The organism is Acidovorax sp. SRI_002, from assembly GCF_057586455.1.
The window spans coordinates 386,635-411,077 of the sequence record NZ_JBYCZW010000005.1 but is presented as its reverse complement, the minus strand read 5'-3'; the positions used below and the strand labels follow the sequence as shown (position 1 = coordinate 411,077).

General features: G+C 66.1%; 23 protein-coding genes. 7 read left to right on the top strand and 16 right to left on the bottom strand.

Annotated features, from left to right (window positions below; translation table 11 throughout):
- Positions 1-69: 69 nt before the first annotated feature.
- From AC2YJX_RS16210 to AC2YJX_RS16200, 3 genes are all read right to left on the bottom strand, one after another.
- Complete coding sequence (locus tag AC2YJX_RS16210) at positions 70-213, bottom strand: hypothetical protein (protein ID WP_199727021.1); 144 nt, start codon at positions 211-213, stop codon at positions 70-72.
- A 65-nt stretch (positions 214-278) separates the two neighbouring features.
- A complete protein-coding gene (locus AC2YJX_RS16205; protein ID WP_487256642.1) occupies positions 279-1,559 on the bottom strand; it encodes an MFS transporter in 1,281 nt (426 codons plus the stop codon).
- Positions 1,560-1,600: 41 nt separating this feature from the next.
- Positions 1,601-2,050, bottom strand: coding sequence for a RidA family protein (locus tag AC2YJX_RS16200; RefSeq protein ID WP_121507048.1), 450 nt, complete (start codon positions 2,048-2,050; stop codon positions 1,601-1,603).
- A gap of 214 nt (positions 2,051-2,264) precedes the next feature.
- Between AC2YJX_RS16200 and soxR the strand changes: the two genes are divergently transcribed.
- Positions 2,265-2,729 carry a redox-sensitive transcriptional activator SoxR gene (gene soxR, locus AC2YJX_RS16195; protein ID WP_304505251.1) on the top strand — a complete coding sequence of 155 codons (465 nt, stop codon included), beginning with the start codon at positions 2,265-2,267 and terminating at the stop codon, positions 2,727-2,729.
- A gap of 280 nt (positions 2,730-3,009) precedes the next feature.
- On the opposite strand, the gene AC2YJX_RS16190 is transcribed toward soxR, so the two are convergent.
- From AC2YJX_RS16190 to AC2YJX_RS16175, 4 genes are all read right to left on the bottom strand, one after another.
- Complete coding sequence (locus AC2YJX_RS16190; RefSeq protein ID WP_487256641.1) at positions 3,010-3,816, bottom strand: oxidoreductase; 807 nt, start codon at positions 3,814-3,816, stop codon at positions 3,010-3,012.
- Between the two features lie 35 nt (positions 3,817-3,851).
- Positions 3,852-6,929 carry an efflux RND transporter permease subunit gene (locus AC2YJX_RS16185; RefSeq protein ID WP_487256640.1) on the bottom strand — a complete coding sequence of 1,026 codons (3,078 nt, stop codon included), beginning with the start codon at positions 6,927-6,929 and terminating at the stop codon, positions 3,852-3,854.
- Positions 6,926-8,041 carry an efflux RND transporter periplasmic adaptor subunit gene (locus AC2YJX_RS16180; protein ID WP_487256639.1) on the bottom strand — a complete coding sequence of 372 codons (1,116 nt, stop codon included), beginning with the start codon at positions 8,039-8,041 and terminating at the stop codon, positions 6,926-6,928. The genes AC2YJX_RS16185 and AC2YJX_RS16180 overlap by 4 nt, the downstream gene beginning before the upstream one ends.
- An 83-nt stretch (positions 8,042-8,124) precedes the next feature.
- Positions 8,125-8,742 carry a TetR/AcrR family transcriptional regulator gene (locus AC2YJX_RS16175; RefSeq protein ID WP_487256638.1) on the bottom strand — a complete coding sequence of 206 codons (618 nt, stop codon included), beginning with the start codon at positions 8,740-8,742 and terminating at the stop codon, positions 8,125-8,127.
- 91 nt (positions 8,743-8,833) lie between these two features.
- Between AC2YJX_RS16175 and AC2YJX_RS16170 the strand changes: the two genes are divergently transcribed.
- The gene (locus tag AC2YJX_RS16170) at positions 8,834-10,282 is read left to right on the top strand and encodes an efflux transporter outer membrane subunit (RefSeq protein WP_487256728.1); all 1,449 of its coding nucleotides are present in this window, start codon (positions 8,834-8,836) and stop codon (positions 10,280-10,282) included.
- A 60-nt stretch (positions 10,283-10,342) separates the two neighbouring features.
- On the opposite strand, the gene AC2YJX_RS16165 is transcribed toward AC2YJX_RS16170, so the two are convergent.
- Positions 10,343-13,471 (bottom strand): WD40 repeat domain-containing protein, encoded by a 3,129-nt coding sequence (locus AC2YJX_RS16165; RefSeq protein WP_487256637.1) that lies wholly within the window; start codon positions 13,469-13,471, stop codon positions 10,343-10,345.
- A 104-nt stretch (positions 13,472-13,575) separates the two neighbouring features.
- On the opposite strand from AC2YJX_RS16165, the gene AC2YJX_RS16160 reads away from it, so the two are divergent.
- On the top strand, positions 13,576-14,511 hold the full coding sequence (locus AC2YJX_RS16160; protein WP_487256636.1) for a M14 family metallopeptidase: 936 nt from the start codon (positions 13,576-13,578) through the stop codon (positions 14,509-14,511).
- Between the two features lie 19 nt (positions 14,512-14,530).
- Here the strand turns inward: AC2YJX_RS16160 and AC2YJX_RS16155 are convergent, their stop codons facing one another.
- The 4 genes from AC2YJX_RS16155 to AC2YJX_RS16140 all read right to left on the bottom strand — a co-directional run bounded on the left by AC2YJX_RS16155 (position 14,531) and on the right by AC2YJX_RS16140 (position 17,285).
- Positions 14,531-15,070, bottom strand: a complete 540-nt coding sequence (locus tag AC2YJX_RS16155; RefSeq protein WP_487256635.1) for a DUF924 family protein — start codon at positions 15,068-15,070, stop codon at positions 14,531-14,533.
- An 85-nt stretch (positions 15,071-15,155) separates the two neighbouring features.
- The gene (locus tag AC2YJX_RS16150; RefSeq protein WP_431152407.1) at positions 15,156-15,371 is read right to left on the bottom strand and encodes a hypothetical protein; all 216 of its coding nucleotides are present in this window, start codon (positions 15,369-15,371) and stop codon (positions 15,156-15,158) included.
- A 227-nt stretch (positions 15,372-15,598) separates the two neighbouring features.
- Positions 15,599-16,561 (bottom strand): DMT family transporter, encoded by a 963-nt coding sequence (locus AC2YJX_RS16145; protein ID WP_436131117.1) that lies wholly within the window; start codon positions 16,559-16,561, stop codon positions 15,599-15,601.
- 217 nt (positions 16,562-16,778) lie between these two features.
- Positions 16,779-17,285, bottom strand: coding sequence for an MgtC/SapB family protein (locus AC2YJX_RS16140; RefSeq protein ID WP_487256634.1), 507 nt, complete (start codon positions 17,283-17,285; stop codon positions 16,779-16,781).
- Between the two features lie 472 nt (positions 17,286-17,757).
- Between AC2YJX_RS16140 and AC2YJX_RS16135 the strand changes: the two genes are divergently transcribed.
- The gene (locus AC2YJX_RS16135; RefSeq protein ID WP_487256633.1) at positions 17,758-18,348 is read left to right on the top strand and encodes an NAD(P)H-dependent oxidoreductase; all 591 of its coding nucleotides are present in this window, start codon (positions 17,758-17,760) and stop codon (positions 18,346-18,348) included.
- 33 nt (positions 18,349-18,381) lie between these two features.
- Here the strand turns inward: AC2YJX_RS16135 and AC2YJX_RS16130 are convergent, their stop codons facing one another.
- On the bottom strand, positions 18,382-19,332 hold the full coding sequence (locus tag AC2YJX_RS16130) for an NAD(P)H-dependent flavin oxidoreductase (RefSeq protein ID WP_487256632.1): 951 nt from the start codon (positions 19,330-19,332) through the stop codon (positions 18,382-18,384).
- 68 nt (positions 19,333-19,400) lie between these two features.
- On the bottom strand, positions 19,401-20,201 hold the full coding sequence (locus tag AC2YJX_RS16125; protein ID WP_487256631.1) for a pseudouridine synthase: 801 nt from the start codon (positions 20,199-20,201) through the stop codon (positions 19,401-19,403).
- A gap of 203 nt (positions 20,202-20,404) precedes the next feature.
- Between AC2YJX_RS16125 and AC2YJX_RS16120 the strand changes: the two genes are divergently transcribed.
- Entirely contained in the window at positions 20,405-20,998 is a 594-nt protein-coding gene (locus AC2YJX_RS16120) for a DUF6151 family protein (RefSeq protein WP_487256630.1), read from the top strand.
- 156 nt (positions 20,999-21,154) lie between these two features.
- Positions 21,155-21,490: an ankyrin repeat domain-containing protein gene (locus tag AC2YJX_RS16115; protein ID WP_121507037.1), complete on the top strand. Its 336-nt coding sequence runs from the start codon at positions 21,155-21,157 to the stop codon at positions 21,488-21,490.
- A gap of 101 nt (positions 21,491-21,591) precedes the next feature.
- On the opposite strand, the gene AC2YJX_RS16110 is transcribed toward AC2YJX_RS16115, so the two are convergent.
- A complete protein-coding gene (locus AC2YJX_RS16110; RefSeq protein WP_121419499.1) occupies positions 21,592-22,056 on the bottom strand; it encodes a tellurite resistance TerB family protein in 465 nt (154 codons plus the stop codon).
- Positions 22,057-22,185: 129 nt separating this feature from the next.
- On the opposite strand from AC2YJX_RS16110, the gene AC2YJX_RS16105 reads away from it, so the two are divergent.
- The gene (locus tag AC2YJX_RS16105) at positions 22,186-23,103 is read left to right on the top strand and encodes a DHH family phosphoesterase (RefSeq protein WP_487256629.1); all 918 of its coding nucleotides are present in this window, start codon (positions 22,186-22,188) and stop codon (positions 23,101-23,103) included.
- A gap of 87 nt (positions 23,104-23,190) precedes the next feature.
- Here AC2YJX_RS16105 and AC2YJX_RS16100 read toward each other — a convergent pair whose 3' ends face one another.
- Entirely contained in the window at positions 23,191-24,411 is a 1,221-nt protein-coding gene (locus AC2YJX_RS16100) for a DUF1501 domain-containing protein (protein WP_487256628.1), read from the bottom strand.
- Positions 24,412-24,443: the final 32 nt, after the last annotated feature.

The following is a 24,443-nucleotide window of genomic DNA, read 5'->3' as shown; positions in this document are numbered from 1 at the left end:
TTTTATGATAGCAAACGGCTTGTCGGCGCATGCGCGCCTCAGCACCACGGCCTGCGGGTGCCTGGTGACTTACTTGTTCTTCTCTTTGCCACGCGGGATGACGGCGGTCACCGGTGGCATGGGGCGGTCAGAGCCGCCGCTTTCCTTGGGCAGCGAAGTGTCCTTCTTGGGTTTCTTTGCCATCTTGTTGCTGCGTTGTTCGCCTTTGGCCATGGTGCCTCCTGTAAAGGTCTCGGAATGGGACCGTGCCGGGATGGTACGTCACAAACCGGCCCCTTTCAGCGCACGGCGGGCTGCGCCGCAGCGGGGTTCGCTGCCGCAGGCTGCGCTCGCAGAGCCAGGCGCTGGTCATGCGCCAGCGCCAGGGCGTTGAGCACCGCGATGCTCCCACCCAGCGCACAGGTGGCGCCCCAGCCGCCCCATAGCCAGGCCACGGACCCGAGCGCCGACCCGCTGGCCGCGCCCGTGAAGTAGCTGGTCATGTACACCGCGTTGATGCGCGCACGGGCCGTGGGGTCCAGCCGGTAGATCACGTTCTGATTGCTGATGTGCACGCCCTGCAGCGCCAGGTCTACCACCAGCATGCCCACTACAAACCACACCAGGTTGGTGGCGCCCAGCCAGAGCGCGCCCCAGCCCAGCAGCAGCAACCCCACCGAAACGGCCGTGGCCACCTGGGCCTGACCACGGTCGGCCATGCGGCCCGCCACATTGGCCATGAGCGCACCGGCCACGCCCGCCAGCCCCACCAGGCCGATGCCCGCATCGCCCAGGCGGTGGGCAGGCCCCGCCAGCAACAGCGCCATGGTGGAGAACAACACGCTGACCGACGCAAACGACAGCCCACCCAGCAAGGCCCGGCTGCGCAGCCGGGGGTGGCGCAGGGCCAGCGTGCCCAGAGAGCGCAGCACCTGGCCATACCCCTGGGCCCGCCCAGCGTTTCGCGAGCGGGGCATTGCCCACCACAGCGCCAGCGCCACGGCCACCATGGCCACGCCCGCCACGCGGTACACCAGCGTCCAGCCGCCCAGTTCAGACAGCAGTCCCGCCACACTGCGCGCCGCCAGAATGCCCACAAGCAGCCCGCTCATCACCAGCCCCACCGCGCGCCCACTGCGGCCCGGCGCAGCCAGCGTGGCCGCCAACGGCACCAGCACCTGCGCAGCCACCGAGAACAGCCCCGTTAGCACCGTGCCCAGCGCCAGCAGGGCGTAGCTGCCCGCAAACCCGCTGGTGAACAGCCCCAGAGCCGCCAGCAACATCAGCGTGGTGATGAGCCGCCGCCGCTCCAGCATGTCACCCAGCGGCACCAACAACAACAAACCCGCCGCGTAGGCCACCTGCGCCAGCGTGACGATGAGCGCCGCCGAGGCGTCACGCACCTGCAACTGCGTGGCAATGGAGTGCAGAAGGGGCTGGTTGAAGTAATTGCTGCCCGCGCACAACCCGCAGGCCACGGCCATGAGCAGCAGCACCGGCGTGCTGAGGCCTGGCGCCTCTGCGCGGGGCGTGCTGGGCGGTGTGGTGGATGCGGAGCGGGAGTGCGGTGGAGTGCTCATCTTGGGGACAGTGGTTGCCTGGGGTGGTGTGCATGCACAGCTCATGCCTGCATCACTGCTGTGGCCTCGATTTCAATCAGCATGCCGTCGAGCGCCAGCCGGGGCACCGGGATCAGCGTGCAGGCCGGTGCCGCCCCATCGGGCCAAAGGCTGCGCACCGCCTGGCTGAACAGCGCCAGCCGCTGCTCGGTGTGGTCCACCACCAGCACGGTGAGCTTGGCCACGTCATGCACGCTGGCCCCCGCGCCTGCCAATGCGATACGCAGGTTGGTGAACGCCTGGCGCAGCTGCTCGCCAAAGTCGGCAGACAGCTGGCCCGCCGCGTTCTCGCCACCTTGGCCCGCCACAAAGACAGTGCGTGCCGGGGCGGGCGCCACCACCACATGGGTGTAGCCATTGGCACGCGGGTCGTACAGGCCCGGCGGGTTGATGAAGCGCAGCGTGGAAGTTGCCGTGGCGGGGTGCTGGGTTGTTGCGGTATCAAGGCGCATGGTGCAGAAATCCTGAGAGGGGATGTGAAGGTGAAACCCAAGGTGGAATTGCCGGAAAGCCTGGGCGACCGCAGTCGCAGCGGCATCGGCGGCGGTTGCAAGGGCTTCGTGGGTTAGTATCAAACCTCAAGTTAAATTGAGGTCAATCGCCGTGAAGAAAGCCCTTGCAGAAGCTGTTGTGAAACCAGGCAAGCCCCGCATTCCCGTTGCCCGCGTGGTAGCGGACGCGCAGGCTGACCCGTCCGAGCTGTGCGAAAAATCCGAGCTGTCGGTGGGCGAGGTCGCCAGCCGCAGCGGGCTGGCCGTGTCGGCCCTGCATTTTTATGAATCGCGCGGGCTGATCGCCAGTGTGCGCAATGCGGGGAACCAGCGGCGCTACCCGCGCTCCGTGCTGCGCCGCGTGGCGGTGATCAAGGTGGCGCAGCGCATGGGCGTGCCGCTGGCCGCCATCGCCGAGGCCTTGCAGGCGCTGCCCGCCGGGCGCACGCCCACGGTGGCCGACTGGCGCCGCCTGTCCGCCCGCTGGCGCGATGACCTGGACGAGCGCATCCGCACGCTGACGGCGCTGCGTGACCAGCTGGATGGCTGCATTGGCTGCGGTTGTTTGTCGCTCAAGGTCTGCCCGCTGCGCAATGCGCAGGATGCGCTCGCAGAGGAGGGGCCTGGGCCGCATTTTTGAGAGGCGATGTGTGATTTGCTGCGCCCGCCGACGAAAGGGACGCATGGATTCCTGAAGGTCCTGTCCATTCATCCCCTCAATCTGCTCCGCCCGCGCGTGCCCAGGCCCGCCACCGCCATCACGCATGCGTTGAGCCGCTTCCGACTGCTGAAGGGCCCAGACCAATGCCTTTTGATCGTCATTCATGCTTGTCTCCCGTTGCGTAATTCGGTACTCCATCTGCGGCCGCCCTTGCGGGGGCGGGAACTGCGGTGGTTGTATGGGGTATCGGCATGAGCCGTCACGCAAGCCCGAATGACTTGCGCAAGCCCTTCCCGACAGGGCCTGCGGGCATGAAGCGGCGCAGTTTGGCCAGCATCGACGCTTCACCCTTGGGTGTGTGGCGCATTTTCCAAGTCCCCAGCGCGGCACGGACGATGGTGTCGGCCACGCCCTGGGGCGGGGGCGCCTTCTGCACGTTGCTCTGGATCGCTTGCGATACGACGTCCAGCTCCTTGCTGTAGTCAGCAATCCGGGCCACCGTTTGGGGCGCGTTCAGATCCAGGTTGGTCTTGGTGAAGGAGGGCTCGACCAGCGAGACGCGGATACCGAATTGGCGCACTTCGTGGTCCAGCGTTTCAGTCAGCCCTTCAACGGCGTGCTTGGACGCCGAATAGAGAGCCATGTAGGGCGCGGGCAAAAATCCGAGCACCGAACTCACATTGACGATGCGGCCAGAGCGCTGCCCGCGCATGTGCGGCAACACTGCCTTGATCACGCGCAAGACGCCGAAGAGGTTCGTGTCAAACAGCTTCTGAGCCTCCTCCACAGATGTTTCTTCCGCAGCGCCCAGCAGCGTCACCCCCGCGCTGTTGACCAGCACGTCGATGCGTTGGGCTTGCGCGATGATGGTCTGGATGCCGCTTTCAACGGACATTTCGTCGCGGATGTCCATCTCAACGAGCGTCACGTTGGGAATGGCGTGCGCTTTGGCGGTGTTGCGCACTGTGCCGAAGACCCGGCAGCCCTGTTCGGCAAACTTCATGGCGGCAGCACGACCGATGCCGGAGGACACGCCGGTAACAACGACAACTTTGGATTTCGACATGGCAGTTCCTTTGATAGTGAGATTCGCAAGGGGAATCAGATGGATGCGGGGGCTGAGCGAACGGGCCGGATGCCGAACCAGATCGAATACATCGCGGGCAGGAAAACGAGCGTCAGTACCGTGCCGGCCAGCGTGCCGCCGATCAAGGTGTAGGCCAACGTTCCCCAGAACACGGAGTGCGTCAGCGGGATGAACGCCAGGATCGCGGCCAGGGCGGTGAGGATCACCGGGCGGGCACGTTGCACGGTGGCTTCCACCACGGCGCGGAAGGGGTCCAGTCCGGCGTCTTCGTTTTCGCGGATCTGCCCGATCAGGATGAGCGTGTTGCGCATCAGAATGCCGGACAAGGCGATCAGGCCAACCAGCGCATTGATGCCAAAGGGCTGTTGAAACAACAGCAGTGTCGGCACCACGCCGATCAGGCCCAGCGGGCTGGTCAGGAAGACCATGACCATCCCTGAGATGGAGCGAACCTGCAGGATGATGATGAGCAGGGTGGCTGCCAGCATGATCGGGAAGATTGGCAGCATGGCGACCGTCGCCTTGCCGGCTTCCTCGATAGAGCCTGCTTCCACGATGCGGTAGCCGCCAGGCAGCTTGTCCATGAGGGGCTTCAGTTGCTGGGTGATGGCCGTGGATACGTCCGGAGGCTGCAAACCTTCGGCAATGTCGCCACGCACCGTGATCGTCGGCGTGCGGTCACGCCGACGCAGGATGGGATCTTCCATGCGCACATCGACCTTGCCCACCTGCGACAGCGGAATGCGCTGCCCGCTCGATCCCACCAGCGACAGGCCCGAAATCTTCGCAGGGTCGAGACGGACATCGCCGGCGGCCCGGCCCATCACTTGCACCGAGCGGATATCCTCGCGCACCTCCGTCAACGGGGCTCCGCTCAGCAGGAACTGCAGCTGCAGCGCCACGGAGCTGGAGCTGAGTCCCACGGCACTGAGGCGGTCCTGGTCGAGTGTGAAATGCAAGGTCGGAACACGCGGGCCCCAGTCCGTGTTGACGGTGCGCATCATCGGGCTGGCCTGCAGGACCGACTCGACCTCGGCGGAAATCTCGCGCAGCTTGTCCAGATCGGGCCCCATGACGCGGTATGCCACCGGGAAGGGCGAAGGCGGGCCAAACACGATTTGCGTGACACGCACCCGTGCCTCGGGCGCCAGGCCATCTGCCACCGCATGGCGCAGTCTGAATTTGAGCTCTTCCCGTTCCTTGTCATTGCCGGTGAGCACCACGATCTTGGCGAACGACGGGTCCGGCAGCTCGGGCGACATGGCCAGGAAAAAGCGCGGGGCGCCCTGACCGATGTAGGCGGTCACGACCTTGGCCTCCTCCTGCTTGGCCAGCCAAGCCTCCACCTTGGCCGTCGCAGCGCTGGTTTGTTCGATGGACGTGCCATAGGGCATCTGCACCTCGACCAGCACTTCCGGCCGGTCGGACGTGGGGAAGAACTGCTTCTTGACCAGCGCCATCCCCAGCACCGACACCACAAACAGGATGACGACGGAGGCTGCAACAATCCATTTGCGCGCAATGACGCGGCCAAGCAGCTGACGGAACTGGTTGTTGCGCGGTGTGTCGTAAATGGCGTCGTGTCCGCCTTCGACCGTTTTGAGGTCAGGCAACAGCTTGACGCCCAGGTAAGGCGTAAAAACCACCGCCACCACCCACGACGCAATCAATGCAATGCCTACGATCCAGAACATGTTGCTGGTGTATTCACCCGCCGTGGAGCGTGCGAAACCATTCGGCATGAAGCCAATGGCTGTGACCAGGGTGCCCGAAAGCATGGGGGCTGCCGTATGGCTCCAGGCGTAGGCCGAGGCCGCCACACGGCTGTAGCCTTCTTCCATCTTCACCACCATCATTTCAATGGCAATGATGGCGTCGTCCACCAGCAGGCCCAGGGCCAGGATGAGTGAGCCCAGCGTGATCCGGTCAAAGTTCTTGCCAGAGGCGGCCATGATCACGAACACCGCCGCCAGCGTCAACGGCACGGCGGCTGCCACGACGATGCCCACACGCCAGCCCATGCTGACAAAGCAGACCACCATCACGACGAGCAGGGCGACGAAAAACTTGACCATGAACTCGTCCACTGCCGAGCTGATGTTGACGGCCTGGTCGGTCACCTTGGTCAGCGTCATGCCCATGGGGAGTTCTGCATTGATCTTGGTGACCTCGGCCTCCAGCGCTTTGCCCAGATCGAGCCCGTTCCAGTCGTCGCGCATCACGACGCCCAGCAGCAGGGCTGGCTCGCCGCCGTTGCGCACCAGGAAGGTTGCGGGGTCTTCATAGCCGCGCTCGATAGTCGCCACATCCGACAGCTTCAGCGTCCGCCCCTGCGCGATGATCGGGGTCTGCCGGATCTTCTCCAACGTGTCGAACGCGCCATCCACACGCAGGAAAACCTGTGGTCCCTTGGTTTCGATGGAGCCTGCGGGCGTTAGCACGTTCTGGCTGTTGAGCGCGGCAAAAATGTCCTGCGGCGCCACGCCCAGCGTGGCCAGGCGATCATGGGAGAACGAGACGTAGATCCGCTCGGGTCGTTCCCCAATGATGTTGACTTTCTTGACGCCCGCCACATGCAGCAGTTGCTGGCGCAACACTTCCGCGTCGCGGACCAACTGTCTTTGGGGTTCACCCTTGGCCTTGAGGGCGAAGAGCGCAAAGGTCACGTCTGCATATTCGTCGTTGACCATAGGGCCGATGACGCCAGCAGGCAGTTTCCTCGCCTCGTCGCTGATCTTCTTGCGAGCCTGGTAGAACTCCTCCTGCACTTGCGACGGCGGTGCGCTGTCCAGCAGCGACACCATGGTGAAAGCCAGGCCGGGGCGGGTGAAGGTTTCTGTGCGGTCGTACCAGCGCAATTCCTGCATGCGCTTTTCCAGGGGTTCTGCAACCTGATCCTGCATCTCCTGGGCCGTGGCGCCAGGCCACGCCGTAACGATCGTCATCTGCTTGATGGTGAAAGGCGGGTCTTCGGCGCGCCCGAGTTTGGCAAACGCGAGAATGCCTGCTGCAGAGATCAGGAAGATCAGGAAGAGGGTGATGGCGCGCTCGCGCACTGCGAGCGCCGACAGGTTGAAACGGCCTTCGCTCACGGACGTGCTCCTTCCTTCGGAGCAGCTGCGGCAAGATCTGCCAGCCGGACCTGCTCGCCTTCGCGCAACAGGTGCGCACCCAGTGCGACGATTCGCTCCCCGGGCTTGATGTGGCCCGTCACGTAGGCGCCTGCATCGTCCAGGCGCTGGACGGCCACCGGCTGCCAGGCAACCTTGGCCGGTTCACCGCGAAGCACCCAAACTCCTGGGCCCTTGCCCGCATCGAACAAGGCGCCGATGGGCACCTGCAGGCCCGCCGCCGCAGAGGACTTTTCGTCCGGAATGCGAACCACCACCGTGGTGCCCAGGGGCGCGTTGGCCAAATCCCCTTCGAGCACATAGCGGGCCTCGAAGGTGCGCGTCACCCGGTCTGCCGAGCTGGAAAGCTGTCGCAGCTTGGCCGAGACGGCGGCCTCCTCCTTGCCAAACAAGGTGGCTTGTGCCTGCGACCCTATGGCGGGGCGCAAAGTCTCCGGCAGCTGCACGAGCGCTTCGCGTCGGCCTGCATGGGCCAGGCGGACTACCGGTTGCCCGGCGCTCACCACCTGTCCGGGTTCGGCCAGCGTTTCCACGACGACGCCGTCGCCGTCTGCCACCAGTTCGGCATAACGGCTTGCATTGCGGGATACATCCGCCTGGGCTTCGGCCGCACTGAGCTGCGCCTGGGCTGCGTCTGCAGCCGCCTTCACCTGGTCATAGGCCGCAGCGGAGATAGCGCCTGTGCCGCGCAGGTCGCGGTACCGTGCTTCATCGTCCGCCGTCTGGCGAGCACGCGCACTCGCAGCGGCCACGGCCTCTTGCTGCGCATGGGCGGCCAGTTTCAGATCGACCGCATCGATGCGCATGAGCAGCTGCCCGCGTTTGACGGTCTGCCCCGCATCCACTAGCCGTTCCAGCACCTTGCCCGAGACACGAAAGCCCAGGTCGCTCTGCACCCGGGCCGCTACGGTACCCGTGAACGCCCTGGAGGCAGCTGCGGCCTCTTGAACAATGGCTGCGCGCACCAGCGGCGCTTCGGTGCGTGGATCGGAAGAAGCCTTTTCGCCGCAGGCGACCAGCGCCAACGGCAAGGCAGAAATGAGAAACAGAGTGGCGAGGCGAGGCCGAAGCATGAAAGTCCCTTGTGCAGATGGATCGGGACTTTCATTGTGATTCTTGTGACCAAATTAGTCAATAGTCACAAATAAACTTTCGCTCATGGGGACAGGCTGCGCAGGACCAAGCTGGACAACTGGGTGGGCGCCTCGTTGGCGTAGTCCAGGCTGTGCTGCAGGATCAGCGGATTGAGGTAGGGGCGCATCACCAGGTGGATGGCTGCAGTGGTTTCATCCAGCGGCGTCTTGCGCTCGAAGTCGCCGGTCTGCCGGCCTTCCTGCAAAACATCCCGCAACAGCGCCTGCAGGCGCTCCTCGTACACGATGGTGGACTGCCAGCGTTCGGTTGCCGCAGAGGTGGCGATCTCGTAGAGCTTTCTGTCCTGGAAAAAGAGACGCAGGCTCGACTCCACAATGGCTTTGAACATGCGCCGCAGCTTCTCGGGTGGCCGATCGGCCTGGGTCACGGCCGCCCGGACCTCGCTCTCGATATCGCTCAGGCAGTTGGCGCAAATCATCTCGCCGATGGCCTGCTTGGATTCGAAGAACTTGTAGATATAGGCTTTGGAAAAACCGATCTCCTTGGCCAGGTCGGACACGGTGGTTTTTTCGTAGCCGTAGCGGCTGAAGTGCTCGGTGGCGGCGGTCACGATCTGGTTTCGCACCTCGTGGTCCGCAGGGCCCCGGCCTGCGGCGGTGGGATGGCTTGTTTTGGTCATGGGCAAAGCTTACGCCAGTCTTGGTGACTAGACAACGAGTGACTATTTGGTATTATGGTCACAATTCAATTGAACCATGACCGAAAAAACCATGCTGCCCAAACGCACACTCGCCGCCCTTCTTGTGGTCAGCCTCTCCGCCGGCTGCGCCGTGGGGCCGGACTATGTCCGGCCCGAGATTTCCCTGCCTGGGCACTACCAGGATCAGCCCGGCAGCAATCAACAGCCAGAGAAGGCCGCCGCCGAACTGGCCTCCTGGTGGTCTGCGTTTGGCGATCCTCAACTCACGCGATTCGTGTCGCTCGCGCTGGCGCAAAACCTCGATCTGGCGCAAGCCGCTGCACGGGTCGCCCAGGCGCGTGCGGGGCTGGGCGCGGCCGACGCCGCACTGTTGCCGTCCGCAGCCGTGTCGGGCCAGGCTGCGCGGGCCTATCAGTCCACGCAAACACCCTTGGGACAGGTCTTGAGTTCGACGCCGGGTTTTGACCGGTATGGCAGCGCTTACGAGGCAAACCTGGGCGCAAGCTGGGAGCTGGATGTGTTCGGCGGCCTGCGCCGGGGGCGGGAGGCGGCCACCGCCGAATACCAGTCTTCGGAGGCTGGTGCTGTTGCCACCCGATTGGCCGTGGCGGCACAGACCGCAGATATCTACATCACGATTCGCGGCCTGCAGGCCCGCCGAGACGTGGCCCGCCAGCAGGTGCAGACGCAACACGACCTGCTGTCCAACGTCAGGCTGCTGCACAGTAAGGGTCTTGCGGCAGAGCTCCAGGTGAGCCAGGCGGAGGGGGCGCTCTCGCAGGCGCAAGCAGCGATCCCGGTGCTGGACGCTTCCTTGGACACGGTAATGAACGCCATGGATGTCATCCTGGGAACTCCCCCGGGCACCCACCGCGCAGAACTGACCGCGCCGGGCGGCATTCCGGCAACTCCCCAAGGAATTGCGACGGGCTCGCCGAGCGAGCTGCTCAGGCGCAGGCCGGACCTCATCGCTGCGGAGCGCCGCTTGGCTGCATCCAATGCGCGCATTGGCGCCGCCATCTCCGAGTACTACCCCAAACTCTCTCTCAGCGGCCTGGTGGGGAGTGCAACGTCTGTGTCCAGCGGCAGCCTGTTCTCGGGCGGCGCCAGCCAGGCCACAGGCGTGCTCGGGCTGCGCTGGCGTCTTTTCGACTTCGCGCGCATCAATGCGCAGATAGAGCAGGCCAAGGGCCAGGAGGCAGAGATGCTGGCCGCCTACCGATTGGCGGCGCTGCGGGCCACGGAAGATGTGGAAAACTCGCTCTCCGCGTTTTCCAGGCGCCAGGAGCAAGTTTTGGTGTTGAAGGCCGGTGTCGATTCGCTGGGTCGCGCTCGCGCAGCGTCGTTCTCGGCCTACCAAAAAGGCGTTGTCAGCTTGATCGAAGTCTTGCACGCCGATGAGACCTTGCTCCGGGCTGCCGATGCGCGTGTACAGGCGCAGACGGAATCTGCCCGCGCGGCAGTGGCCATCTTCAAAGCACTGGGGGGAGGGTGGGAGTCCGGTGCATCTCCGACCTAGTCCACGTTCAATGGCCACGCCCAAGGCAGCGTTAACTTCCGACGAGTACGGTCACATCGCCTACCACCGCAACGGCCCGGTTTCATCGCTCCAGAAGATCCACCGCCGCACCTCCGCATACGGCGATGTGCCGATGGAATACGGGTCCATCCCCGTCTCCACGCGCTCCAGGCGCACCAGGTAGCCGCCGTAGCTGGCGGCCCACAGGGTGCTGCCGTCGGGCGACATGTCCATGGCACTGATGGTGCTGCCGATGTGGTGGCGCCACAGCGGGCGCCCGTCGTCGCTGATGGCGTGCAGGTAGCCATTGGCATCGCCCAGCACCACCATGCCCGGCAGGGTGGCAGATGCATACACGCGCCACTGGGTGTTGATGGCCGGGGCTTCGTGCGTTGCTTCTTCTCCACTGTCTGCCGCGAGGTCTGGCAACGCTGCACTCACTGGCGCGGCCAGCGTGCAGCCCCCGTAGAAGTGGCAGGAGTTGGCAAACAGCTGCGTGCCGTCGTGTGAGAAGGTGGTGTGGTGCGGGTAGGACGACAGGGGCTCGTAGCGGCGCACCACCTGGCCTCGGGCGTTCAGCAGGATGTGCACGCTGTCCTGGTCGCCCACGGCGATGTAGCGCTCGTCCGGTGACAGGGCCATGTGCAGCATGTCGAGCGCCAGCATCGTGACCTCGGCGCCGTTCACCGATTCGTCCTGCTGGTTCTTGGGCCAGGTGTAGGGGCCGTCTTCGTCAAAGGTTTGCGGGTGGATGCGCTGCACGGGGCTGCTGGCTTCCTCGGCACCCTCGGCGTGCAACAGATAGACGCCCGTGGGGTTGCGCAGCAGCACACGCTGGCCATCGTTGAAGGGGATCAGCTCGTCGCAGAGCTGGCCCAGGGGGCCGGGCGATACCACCACCTGAGCTGGCAGTGCTTCGTTGCCCTGGGGCAGTGCAAAGCGGGCGATGATGGGGCCGTCAAAACCATCGTGCGTGGTGACATGCTGGCCGTCGCTTTGCGCAAAGCAGCGCCGGTTGGGCGAGCGGCCGAGGCCGCGCAGTGCGGGCAAGGGGATGTGCCGCAGGCCCTGCAAGGCCACCCAGTGCGCCATGTTGTCGTAGGGGGCGCCGATGCGCGCCAGCACGCGGCCGTCGTCCAGCGCGAACACCGGGCCGATGAAGCGGCCCGCATCGGCGGCGTGCCGCACGAAGGCGTCGGGGGCAAATGCAAAGCGCTGGCGAAAGCGGTCGGCCAGGTCTTCGTCGGCGTGGGTGTTGACCACGCGGGCCAGCTGCAGCACGGTGGCTGCGGCCGCCTTGCGCGGGTCGGAGGGCAGGTCGCTGTCTTCGTTTTCTTCTTCTTGTTCTTCTTCGGTATCGCCGTTGCCTTTCTGCACCTCGGCCGAATCCAGTGCGAGCTGGTGCGCGCGGATGGCGGCCACATAGCTTTGCCCATCGGCCTGCCATTGGTCGGACAGCGTCATCAGCTCGACAGGGAAGACCGCTGCATCGGGCAGGTCGGGCGCCAGCGGGGGCGTGGCCAGCAGGTGCACGGCGGCTTCGATGCGCCGCGCCTCGGCTTTGCGGGCCTGCTCCTGTTCGTGCTGATCGCGTACGCGCAATTGGACCGCGCCGTAAAAACGCAGCAGCCGCGTTATGTGGTCGGCGGCGCTGCGGGGCAGGGTGGCGCGGGCATCGCTCTGGCGCTGCGCATAGGTGAACTCCACCACGGCTGGCCCGTCCAGCGCGGCTTCCACGTTGATCTGGTAGGCGCTGTGGGCGTTGTCGTCTTCGTCGCCGGGGGCTTCGTCGCCGTTTTCCCAGCTGAGCTTGAGGGCGCGGCCCCAAGGCTCGCCTTCGTGCATGCAGGGCTGGCGCGCACCCACCCACACGTCGCCTTCCCACCAGCCGTTCTTGTCGCTGTCCCACCAGTCGTTGTAGCGCTCGGTGAACACAGGCAGGGAGGTAAATTCTTCGATGCGCTCTGCGGTCAGCTCGGTCACCAGGCGCTGGTACAGCGGGTAGCGGGCGCGGTGCTGGCCCACGGCCTTGCTCAGGTAGTCCAAGACGCCGCGCCAGGCCAGCGTGCAGGCCTGCCAGGCTTCGGGGGCGGTGTCGGGTGCCAGGGGCAGCCATTCGCCGGGCTCGCCTTCGCTATAGGCGCGGTACACCAGCGTGAGCTGCGCGGTGGTGGGCACCTTGTGGCCCCGCACGGCGGCGGCCAGGCGCGCCAGCAGCCCCTGGCGTTCGGGCACCTGCGCCACCGACAGGTAAAAGTCCCAGGTCTTCCAGACGGTGATGAACACGTTGTCATCGCGCTGGTCGCCATCGGCGTCCACATGCCGCTGGCACAGCGAAAAATCAGTCTGCTGAAACCACCCGGTGGCCGTGTGCTCCTTGGGGCCGATCACGGGCGTGTGCACGGCGGCCAGGATGTTGCGCACGCTGATGGCCTCATCGGCGAACAGCTCGGCCTCCAGGGGCATCAGCGCGTGGATCTCGGCGCTGCTGCGCGTGGCGTTGTCGCCCGCGCGCACGGCGGCCACCACGCGGGCGCGGTCCAGCACGTAGCTGACGCCGCTTTCGCCATCGTCGATGCCGTCATGGAACTCAGGCGGGAACACGATGCCTACGATTTCGCTGGAGAACTCCGCCCGGTGCGGCACGCCGCGCACCTCGTCCATGAGGAACTCCACCTGTTCGGGCCCGGTGATGTCTACGGGGTATTCATCCGTGAACAGTGCCACCCGCGCCGTGAGCCCGCCACGCACGGTGAGCCCGCCGTGGTTGTAGTCGCCCCACAGCAGGTCGGCCACTTGCAGCGCGCCCTGCACATAAAGCAGCTGGCCGCCCACCACGGCGTTGTGCATGCGCGCGTCGCCCAGTACGACCAGGTGCGTGGCGCCATCGGTGTCGTCGCAGGTGAGCGCGCCGTCAATCTGCAGATGCCCTTCGATCAGGATCAGAAAGGGCTGGCCCGTGGGAGCTTGGTTGGTGTTGTTGCCGTCCTGCAGCAGCGCCCGCAGCGGGCTGCCGCTGGCCAGGGGCGCATCCAGGTGCAGCTCGGGCACCAGCACATCGCCGGTGATGCAGAGCACGGTTTCCGTGGCCAGCGCATCCGGGTCCTCTGCAAGGCGCTGGGCGATCCAGCTGTCGGCGGGCAGTCGGGCGGCCACATCGGCCAGCGGGCAAAGTCGGGCAGTGGGCATGGTGCGGCGGGGCGGTGGAACAACGGGCGGGGCATCGTACACCGCGCGCCATGTGGTTTTTGCTTTGCGCGGAGAATGATGTGTTGTCTTATTAATTGCCCGCCATGACACAAAACTCTCCCGTTTTCGAAGTCCTTCCCCGCGACCTGTCTGCCTACCGCCAGGGCAATGTGGGCATCGACTACGTGCACCGTTTTGAATCGGGCCAGCCAGGCCCCCACGTGCTCATCAATGCGCTCACGCATGGCAACGAGATCTGCGGCATGGTGGCGGCCACGCACCTGCTGGACACGGGCGTGCGCCCGCGGATTGGCACGCTGACCATCAGCTTTGCCAACGTGGCGGCGTATGCATCGTTTGATCCGACCCGTCCGTTTGAAAGCCGCCAGCTGGTGCACAACCTCAACCGCATCTGGTCCGCCGGTGAGCTGGACGGCACGGCCGCAAGCCCGGAGCTGGACCGCGCACGGGTGCTGCGCCCGGTGGTGGCTGCGGCCGACCACATCCTGGACATCCACTCCACCAGCCAGGACGTGCAGCCTTTCTGGGTGTACCCCGCTTATCCGCGCAATGCCCAGGTGGCGCTGGCCATCGGCCGCCCGCCCGTGCACCTGGTGATGCCCAGCGGGCTGGGCTCGGGCACGCCGCTCATCCAGCACGGCCGCCATGGGCTGGCTGAGAGCGATGGGGTGGCTTTGGTGGTGGAGTGTGGCCAGCATTTCCGCCAGTCGGCGGCCGACGTGGCCACGGCCGTGGCGCTGGATTTTCTGGCGCATTTCGGGCTGGTCGAAGCTGCTGCCAACCGCCCAGCGCCAGGCCCGCAGCGCCGCTATGAGCTGCTGGAGACCTGCATGGTGCGCACGCCGGACTTCCGCTTCACACGGCCTGTGCAGGGCTTTGAGCTGTTTGCCCAGGGCGAACTCATCGCCACCGATGGTCCGCACGAGATCCGCGCGCTGTGCGACGACTGCACGGTGATGATGCCCACGCGCGAGCCCATCGTGGGCCGCGAGGCGGTGTACCTGACCCGGCCGATCTGACCGGCAAGGTCCGGCAAGCTCAGAAGGACGAGCCGGGCTGCGCGAGGAAGGCCAGCTCCTGCGCCGTGGACGTGCGCCCCAGCACGGCGTTGCGGTGCGGGTAGCGCCCGAAGCGCGCAATGATGTCGCGGTGCGCCACCTCGAACTTCAGGTTGTTTTCCAGCCCCGGCTGGTCAAAGAGCACCATCGCCAGGGCGTGGATGGCGGCGGATTCGCTGTGCATGTAGGGCATGTAGGCAAAGGCGCGTTCGGTGGGGGCCAGTGCCTTGTCGTGCTGCCCGGCCACCAGCTCCTGCGCCAGGGCCAGCGCCTGGGCGTCTTGCGCAAACGCAAGCGGCGAGCCCCGGTGGATGTTGCGCGAGAACTGGTCCAGCACCAGGATCTCTGCCAGGCGGCCTTGGGGCGTGCCGCGCCAGTTCCACAACTCGCACTGCCGCGCTGCCTGCCAGGTGGCACCGAAGCGGACACGGATCATCGCGTCGATGGCGTCCTCTTGTGCAAAGTGCTGGGCGGGGGTGAGTTCTTCGAACCAGAAATGAAGGATGTCTTCGGCTTGCATCGTGAATATCGCATGAAATAGGGCTCTGGCGCTTGATCATAAAGCGCTGGCCGCTATCAGTTTCATAGTATCCGATGCGGATCGCTCAGTTCTGGAGGCGGATTTTTCCCTCGCGCACATACTGGTTGAACTGGTCCTTCGGGATCGCGGCGGAGCCCACGGCATCGTTGTCTGCGGTCCAGCTCAAGGTGGTGCTGTCTTTGGAAGGCGCCAGCTCCACGGGGCCTTTCGGAATGGTCAACGGCGCTCCGTCACCCGGGGTGTAGGTAACGTGGCCTGCAATGGTGGCGTGCTGGGTCATGGTGAATTCCTTTTTGGTGGTGCCGATGTGATGGAGCTTCCATTGCACTGCGCGCACGCGTACCGGGGTGTAAGACCATGCCGTGCCACCGCGCGGGCCGTGGCCGCCACCCGTAGCCCTTGAAACTGGCGCGGCCCAGGCGAGGGACGCCAAGCAAGGGCCGCCCCGCAGCGAGGGCGTCGTCCCCCTGGGGGGAAGGCGCGCAGCGACTCAGGGGGGACTCCTCCTCATGGAGGCACCACCGCCTGCGTCCGCTCCTGCCGCACCAGATACAACCCGCTGCCGATGATGATCGCGCCGCCCAGCAATGTGGAAACCCCCGGCACGGCCTGCCACAGCACCCAGTCGAGCCCCATGCCCCAGGCCAGGGCCGTGTATTCAAACGGTGCCACCACCGACGCCTGCCCGTGCCGGAACGCCTCGGTGATCGCCAGCTGCCCCAGAAACCCCGTGACCGCCAGGCCCGCCACCAGCGGCCAGTGTGCAGCGTCCACGCCCACCCAGCCCGGCCAGGCCAGCGTGCCCGCGCCCAGCGCCAGCAAGGCGGTGGTCCAGAAGACCAGGCTGGCGCTGGAGTCTGTGCGGCTGAGCACGCGCCCCGTGATGGCCGACACGGCGTATCCACACGCTGCGCCCAGCACCGCCAGCGCGCCCAGCGTGAAAAATGCGTCCTGGCTGGGCCGCAGGGCCACCACCACGCCCACCATGCCCAGCACGATCGCCACCCAGTGGGCGGCGCGCACCTTCTCGCCCAGCACCACGGTGGACAGCGCCGTGATCAGCAACGGGGCGATGAAAAACAGCGTGTAGGCCTCGGCCAGGCCCAGCTCCTTGAGTGCGTAGGTGAACAGGCCCAGCATGGTCACGTTGAGCACGCCACGCAGCAGGTGCAGCGGCCAGCGCACCTTGAGCAAGCCCCGCACCTCGCCGCGCCACAGCACATACAGCGCCACCAGCGGCAACGCAGCCCAGCCGCGCAGCGCCGCCACCTGCATGGCGGGGTAGCTGGCCGACAGGGTCTTGAGCAGGGCGTCCATCAGCGAAAAACACCCCACCGCCGCGACCATCGCGACGATGCCGCGCAGGTTGCCCGAGGCTGCCGCCTGCGCTGTGGTGGCCGTCGCAGTCGCAGTTGTGGTCGCGGCTGCAGATGCCGCAGGCTGAGCCTCGGTGTCGCTCGTCCGCGTCATGGTTGTACCGCCACAGGAAGGCTGCAGGCTGTGGCGGGTGGCAGGGTGGCAAACGGCGCAGGAGCTGTGCCGCCAAGGCAGCGGTGCTGCGCTGGAAGACTGTGCATGGGGTAACGAGAGGTGGCTGCCTGCGGCGCGTGGGCCTGCGCCGCAGCCAGGGGGTCGGTGGGCCAAAAAGTGTAGCGCAGCCCGCGCCAGCGGGCTGCCTCGGCTCGGCTCAGTCCGACTTGTGGCTGGCTGCGTTGCGGCTCACCTTGTCGTGCAGCATCGGAATGGCCCACAGCACCACCAGCGCGAGCACCGTGCTCAGCACCGCCGTGGCTTCGCGGCCCAGCCCGGCGGCCACGCCGATGGCGGCCGTGAGCCAGATGCCAGCGGCTGTGGTCAGGCCCTTGACCTGGCTTTCGGCATCGCCCTTGAGGATGGTGCCTGCGCCCAGAAACCCCACGCCCGCGATGATGCCCTGCAGCACGCGGCTGTTGTCTGCCGCTTCAATGCCGGCCTGCTGCGCGACCAGCACGAACAGGGCCGCGCCCATGGCCACCAGCATGTGCGTGCGCACGCCGGCGGCTTTGCCCGCGTGTTCGCGTTCCCAACCCAGCAGCCCGCCCAGCAGCGCTGCCATGGCCAGGCGCACCACGATGCGCGTGGCCTGTGTCGCATCGGGCACGTCCGAGAATTCCGAGGCCACCGTGCTGGCGATCTCCTGCCAGAGGTCAGCCATGGCCATGGTCCTTGCACCCGGTGACCGGCGTTGTGACGAGGGAGGGCGGTGTGCTCTGAGAGCGGTACGCGTGTGGTGGCATGGCGGGGAGTCCAGCGGAGGAGGGGGCGCAGCAACAGTGCTGCCCTGCGACTGTGCTGCTCCTACGCGGCAGCGTCTACCGGTGGCGGGCGAGCGCGGGGGTAGGACACTGCCGACGCACGCCAACGACCGCTTGGCGGGGTGTGGGCGCCAGGTTTTGATAGAAATTGGCACCTGGCGCTTGATGGTAAAGCGCTGGTAGCTATCAAAAGTGAAGCGTCTGGCGGTTGCCGCCCATGGCCACGTTCCTCCCGTGCCTTCCCAACCCGTCCCTGCGGGTGGCGCCATCTGCTCGGCGCTTGCACCCCGGGGTTGCGCGTGTCACGATTTGCCTTGGTGCCTGCAGCGGCCGCCATCACCGGCGGGCCTGGCGCCGCGAGGAGTTTTTGCCATGACGCCCCAACGCATTCTTCTGATACAGGGCCACCCGGACGCGAGTGCGCCCCACCTGTGCCACGCGCTGGCGCAGGCCTATGCGCAAGGGGCCATCGCGGCCGGCCACGAGGTGCGCGAGATCGAGGTGGCTGCCATCGACTTTGCGCTGCTGCGCAGCCAGCACGAGTGGGAGCTGGGCCTGCTGCCCGCATCGCTCAAGCCTGCTCAGGCGGACATCGGCTGGGCGCAGCACATCGTGCTGTTCTTTCCGCTGTGGCTGGGCGACATGCCAGCCCTGCTCAAGGGTTTTCTGGAGCAGGTGGCACGACCCGGGTTTGCCTTCAATACCGAAGGCAGCAACCCCTTTGGCCGCAAGGGGCTCATAGGGCGCAGTGCGCGGGTGGTCGTCACCATGGGGATGCCAGCGCTGGTCTACCGCTGGTACTTCCGCGCGCACAGCGTGAAGTCGCTGGAGCGCAATATCCTGGGCTTTGTGGGCATTGCGCCGGTGCATGAGACGCTGGTGGGCAGCGTGGAGCAACTGGGCGACGATGGGATTGCCAAGTGGAAGGCGCGCATGCGTGCGCTGGGCGCAAAGGCGGCGTAGAGCCCTGGCCCTACCCCTGCGCTGCGATGGCGATCAGCCAAATGACCGCGCTGCAGCCATGGCGCCCACGCGTTGGCTGATCGCAAAGAACTCCTGCACTGTGTCGTCAATGATCTGCTGCGCGGTCTTGACGGAATCGATGAGCCCGGCGGTCTGGCCCGCGAGGGCCGGTGCGGCCTCCATGTCGCCGTCAAAGTACACGCGCTGGATGCCCGCAAAGCTGTCGGCGGGCATGAGGCCTGCCTCATGGATGGCCTGGGTGCGCTGGGACTTGAGCGCGCGGATGCAAGGGCTGGCCTTGGTGTTGAGCATCCAGGTGCCGGTCACGCCCGCATCAATGATGGCGTTCTTGTAGTTGGCGTGCACGGGGCTCTCGGCGCAGCTCACAAACCGTGTGCCCATCTGTACCGCCTCAGCCCCCAGCGCAAAGGCCGCTGCCATGCCACGCCCGTCGCAGATGCCGCCTGCGGCCACCAGCGGCACATCCACCCGCGCGCGGATGGCTTGCAGCAGCACCAGGGTGGAGACTTCTTCGGGGTTCTTGAAACCGCCGCCTTCACCACCTTCGACCACCAGGCCGTCGATGCCTGCGTCCACGCATTTGAGCGCCGCGTCCACCGTGGGCACCGCGTGGTACACGGTGATGCCCGCATCCTTGAGGGGCGCAATGAACTTGGCCGGGCTGCCCGCCGAGGTGGTCACAAACTTCACGCCCGACGCGCACACAAAGCGCAGCATGGCGTCGTCCTTCAAAAAGCGGATGGGCAGATTCACGCCAAACGGCAGGCCCAGTGCGCTCATCTTGGTGATCTCGGCCTGGCAGTTGGCCGTCTCGCCCGACGATGTCTCGATGATGCCAAGCCCGCCCGCGCGGGACACTGCCGATGCCAGCTGCGTGCGCGCGATCCAGCCCATGGGCGCCTGGATGATGGGGTAGCGCGCGCCCGTGTGGGCGAGGACGCGGTTGGTGGCGGGTGCGGTCATGGGCGGAGTCTCCTGATTTTTGGAGTGCCCATTATTTCGACGGGTGCGCTGTCGTCGTGTCGCCCGGGTTACGGTGCAGTGGGCGTGCCTTGCGTCTCTTCCCACGGCAAGCGTGCAAACAGCCGCTGCCAATCGGAGACGGGGCTGGCGTTGGCGATCTCTGCCGTGTCGTGCCCGGGGCCCCAGCCCGCAGGCCCCGGCCATGGCCATGGCAGCCCGCTGTCAAACGTCATCACAGCGCCCGACACGGGGTGTGGCACCGTCAACTGCCATGCATGCAGCCACAGCCTTTGCTGCCCCAGCCGCTCGGCCCACCAGCGGTTGAGGGGGCCTTTGCCGTGTGTCGCGTCGCCAAGGATGGGGTGTGCCAGGTGTTTGAGGTGGCGGCGTATCTGGTGGCGCCGCCCGGTGGTGGGGATGGCTTCGACCAGCGAGGCGCGGGTGGTGGCAAAACGCGCATCACTGGCCTCGGGCAGCGTGAGCTGCGCCAGGCGCCGAAAGCGGGTGTGGGCGTCCTGGACGGCCGCATCGGCCGGGGCATCGTCGGGCTTCAAGGCGTGGTCCACCTCGATGGCCTCGGGCGCCCAGCCGCGCACCAGGGCCAGGTAGCGCTTGTGCGTGGCGCCGTGCTCGAAGGCCTGTGACAGTGCCCGCGCCGCATCGCTGTGCAGCGCCATCACGAGCACGCCGCAGGTGCCCTTGTCGAGCCGGTGCACGGGGAACACATGCTGGCCCAGCTGGTCGCGCAGGGTCTGCATCACAAACCGCGTCTCGCCCGCGTCCAGCCCCGTGCGGTGCACCAGCCAGCCCGCAGGCTTGTAGACGGCCACCAAGTGCTCGTCGCGCCAGAGGATGTGCAGAGGGGGCATGGAAGAAGAGAGAAAAAATGACGCGAGAAATTACGGACGGAGGCCCAACCGCACGACGGTATGGCCGATGCTGGGGGCTGGGGCTTATCGGGGGGCATCGTTTTTACTACACGGCGGAGGGCAGGGCGCCCGCATCGCCTGCACACTGCTGACAAACTCTGGCAGCAGGGGCGATAAGCTCCCGGTCCATCAGAGGGGGCTTCATGATCCATCGCTTTCAATGCCAGTGTGCCAAGGTCGTCGGCGAAGTGGCCGACACGCGCTCCGCCATCCACGCCATCTGTTATTGCCGGGACTGCCAGGCCTATGCCCACCATCTGGGGCAGCCCGACGCGGTGCTGAACCCTCTGGCCGGCACCGAGGTGGTGGGCACGCATGCCCGCAACGTGTCTTTCACCCGCGGCACCGACCAGCTGGCCTGCCTGTCGCTGTCCGAGGCGGGATTGCTGCGCTGGTATGCGCGCTGCTGCAATACCCCCTTGGCCAATACGGGGCGCGACTGGCGCATGCCCTATGTGGGGCTGGTCCACCTGTGCCTGCGCGCGGGCGGCGAGCCGCTTGCGCCCGCGTTTGGGCCGGTGCAGATGCACCTGGAAACCTCCAGCGCCAAGGGCACGCCGCCCCGCATGCGCTGGAGCCAACTGAAGGCGCTGCTGGGCTTCATGCCCCGCATTGCGGCGGCGCGATTCACCGGTAGCTACCGCCGCACACCATTCTTCACGGCCACTGGCGCGCCTGTGGTGGCGGTGCGTGTGCTGTCCACCGCCGAACGCGAAAAGGCAGTGGCAGCGGTGTAGCAGCTGGGCCTGGTGCCGTAGTTCTTTGCGCTACCAGCCACGCGCCAGGGCGTGCCAGAATGCTGACGGTTTGCCATGGAGCCCCTGGTCTGGAGGCATGTGCATCGGCCCGCGCTGCGCTCCTCGTAAAACCGAAAAACAATACAAGGAGACCCCATGTCCGCTGGAGACTGGAAAGACATGTACGCCGCCGCCGTGGCGGGCGACCTGGCACTGGTGCGCCACCACATCAGCGCGGGCGTCAACCCCAACTACCAGCACCCCGAAATTTTGTGCACACCGCTGGTGGCCAGCCTGATCCATGGCCACAGCGAGATCGCGCACTACCTGCTGGCCCACGGTGCTGATCCGCAGCTCAAGTCTGACTTTGACGACATGACACCGCTGCAGGCGGCCCGGCGCCATCAGCGCAGCGAGTTCATTGCGCTGCTGCAGGCCCGGGGCGCGAAGGAAGAGCGCAAACCGTTCTGGTGGCGCTGGCTGCCGGTGTAGACGCCGAGCACACGCGCATCCGTAGAGCCCGCGCAGTCCAGGCCAGCGGCCGCCTCGCCGCCCGGGCGGCGTCCCACTCGGGGGGAAGGGCCGAATGCGACTCAGAGTGGGCTTCCTTCCTTTGCCCGCATCTTGGCCGCGATGTACTCGCCATGCGTCACATGCAACAGCCCGGCCACCTTGCTGATGGTGTGGTTCTCGTTGGCATCTATGTGGGCGTCGGCATACGCCACCTGCCACATTGCCTCCACGAGCTGAATCTTCTGGTCCTGCGTGAAGTGATCGTTGAGGCTGCTGGTAAATCGCTGGTAGTCGTAGGCGGTCTTCGATGTGGTTACGGCCAGCTCCAGCAAGCGCTCCAGCTCATCATCGCTCAGCGCAAATTTGCTGCGCAGGGCGGTCACCATGGTGGAACGCTCGGCGTCGTCCATGGCGGCATCAAACCGCACCACCTCCACCAGCAGCACGGCGGCTGCCAGTTGCACGGCGTGGGCGCGCGCGGCGGGCGACTGGGTGGTGGAGGGCTGCGTGAAGCTGTCAAACAGGTCTTTGAGGGTTCGGAACATCGGGTGCTTTTCGGTGTGCGGGGCAAATGGGGTGGAGGCGCGGTGGATGGGTTGGTTCCCGCAGCGCGCGCGGGCGGGCTGCGCACTTTGCGTTCGCGTGGTGTACCGCCCCGGCGACAATCGGGGGCCATGACGAAGAAAACCATACTCCCCCTGCAACTGCTGGTTGCCCCCGACAAGAACGATCCCAAGCCGCTGATCCTGTACCACGGGCGCAATTGCCCCGACGGCTTTGGCGCGGCGCTGGCCGCATGGCTGTACTACGGCGACAGTGCTGAATACGTGGGGCTCGACCACGGCGATGTCAAGTCTGTGGACGACCTGCCGCCCCTGCAAGGCCGTGCGGTTTACATCCTCGACTTTTCTTTTGCCGCCGAGGTGATGGCTGCCATCGACGAGCGTGCCGCCAAGCTGGTGATGCTGGACCACCACAAGAGCGCCGCCGAAAAACTCACTGGCTTTGCCTGCCGCTGCGGTGTGGTGCACTTCGACATGAGCAAGTCGGGCGCGCGCCTGGCGTGGGAGTTCTTTCACCCGCACGAGCCTATCCCTGAGCTGCTCAAGTACGTGGAAGACCGCGACATCTGGAAGTGGGAGTTTGCCGAGAGCGCCGCGTTCTTGTCGGCCCTCGACATGGAAGAACAGGGCTTTGCGCGCTGGCGCGAGATCGCGGCCTTCACGCCCGAGCAGCTCCAACAGTTCATGGTGCGCGGTGAGGCCATGGACCAGAAGTACCGCAAGCTCTGCGCCGACATTGCCGAAGGCGCGCAGCCGCTGGTGTTCAACGGCATCACCGGGCTGATGGTGAATGCGCCCGGCATGTTCCACAGCCTGGTGGGCGACATCCTCTCGGCCAAGACCGGCACCTTTGCGCTGATATGGAGCGCTGGCGAAAAAGGCGTGAAGGTGGGGCTGCGTGCGCAGCGCAACTTTGACTGCATCGCGCTGGCCGAAAGCATGGGCGGCGGCGGGCATGCCCAGGCCTGCGGCTTCAAGATGAAGGTGGAGCGCCTGCCCGAGCTGCTCAGTGGCACCTTCAACGCCTGAAGCAGGGACTGGTTCTGAATAAAAATCGGCCTTTGCGCGCGATGGATAAGCGCTGATAGCTATTAAATTTATAGCAATCGGCGCAAGCTACACCAGCCGCAAGTCCGCCCCCTTGGTCCCTGGAAACACCCGCGCCACGGCGGCTGCGTTCAGTCCGTACATGCGCGCAAACAGCCCGCCCAGCACGGCGCGGTAGTCGTTGAGCACGGGGTAGTCGCGGTTCTGGAACAAGGTGGTGGCCGTCAGCGCCTGCTGCTCGCCCACAATGCGCCCGCCGCCCACACCGCCGCCCAGCACCCAGAACACGGTGCCGTGGCCGTGGTCGGTGCCCCGGTTGCCGTTCTCGCGGAAGGTGCGGCCAAACTCGCTGACCACCAGGACCACGGTGCTCTTCCATGCTGGGCCCATCTCGTCGGCAAAACCCGCAAGGCCCCGGCCCAGCTCTTCAAACCGGTTGGCCAGCGCGCCCGTGGCCGCACCCTGTGCCACATGGGTGTCCCAGCCGCCTACGTCCACAAAGCCCAGTTGGTAGCGCGTCTGCATCAGCTTTGCCATGCGCCGCGCCGTGCCTTCAAAACCCTTGGTGCTCAGCGCATTGCGGCTGGCGGCTTCCATCTCGCCCTGCATGGTGCGCGCCACTTCTTCGCGCGTGGCAAAACCTTCGGCCACGGGTGTGGCCAGTGGCGTGCCCCGGTACATGGATTCGATGAGCTGCGCCTGCCGCGCATCCACGCCGCTGCGGCCCGCCGCCGCGCTCAGCAGCGTGTTGGGCACATCCACTGCGCCGCGCAGCACCAGGGGCAGGGTGCTGGTGAAAGCCATGGGCTGCAGCGCGGCCGTGGCTGGGGTGTTGCCGGTGCGCGGGTTCAGCTCGGCCACCAGCCGGTTCAAGAAACCTGAGCGGTAGTCGCGCCGCCCGCCCACGGGCTGGCCCAGCTCCATGCTGTCTTGCGTGTCGAAGTGGCTGCGCGAGAGGTCGTCGGTGCCCGCAAAGGGCACAAAGGCCAGCTGGCGCTGCTGGTACAGCGGCAGCATCGATTCGGCCAGCGCGGGGTGCAGGCCCCAGTCGGGCGTGAGCGGCAGCGCGCCGCCGTCCTGCCCCGGACGGGCAATGGCGATGTTGGGCCGTGTCTCGTAGTAGTAGCTGCTGGCTGTGGGCACCAGCAGGCTGGCGCAGTCATAACCACCGCGCAAGAACACGAGCAGAAAACGCACGTCCTGCGCGCCGGGGGCGGCCATCGCGCTGGCGCTGTGCACGCCGAGGGCGCTGGCGCCCAGGGCTTGAAGAAGGTGTCGTCTGTGCAGCATGGGCTTGTCCTTTCATTCGCGCTCGCGCACAC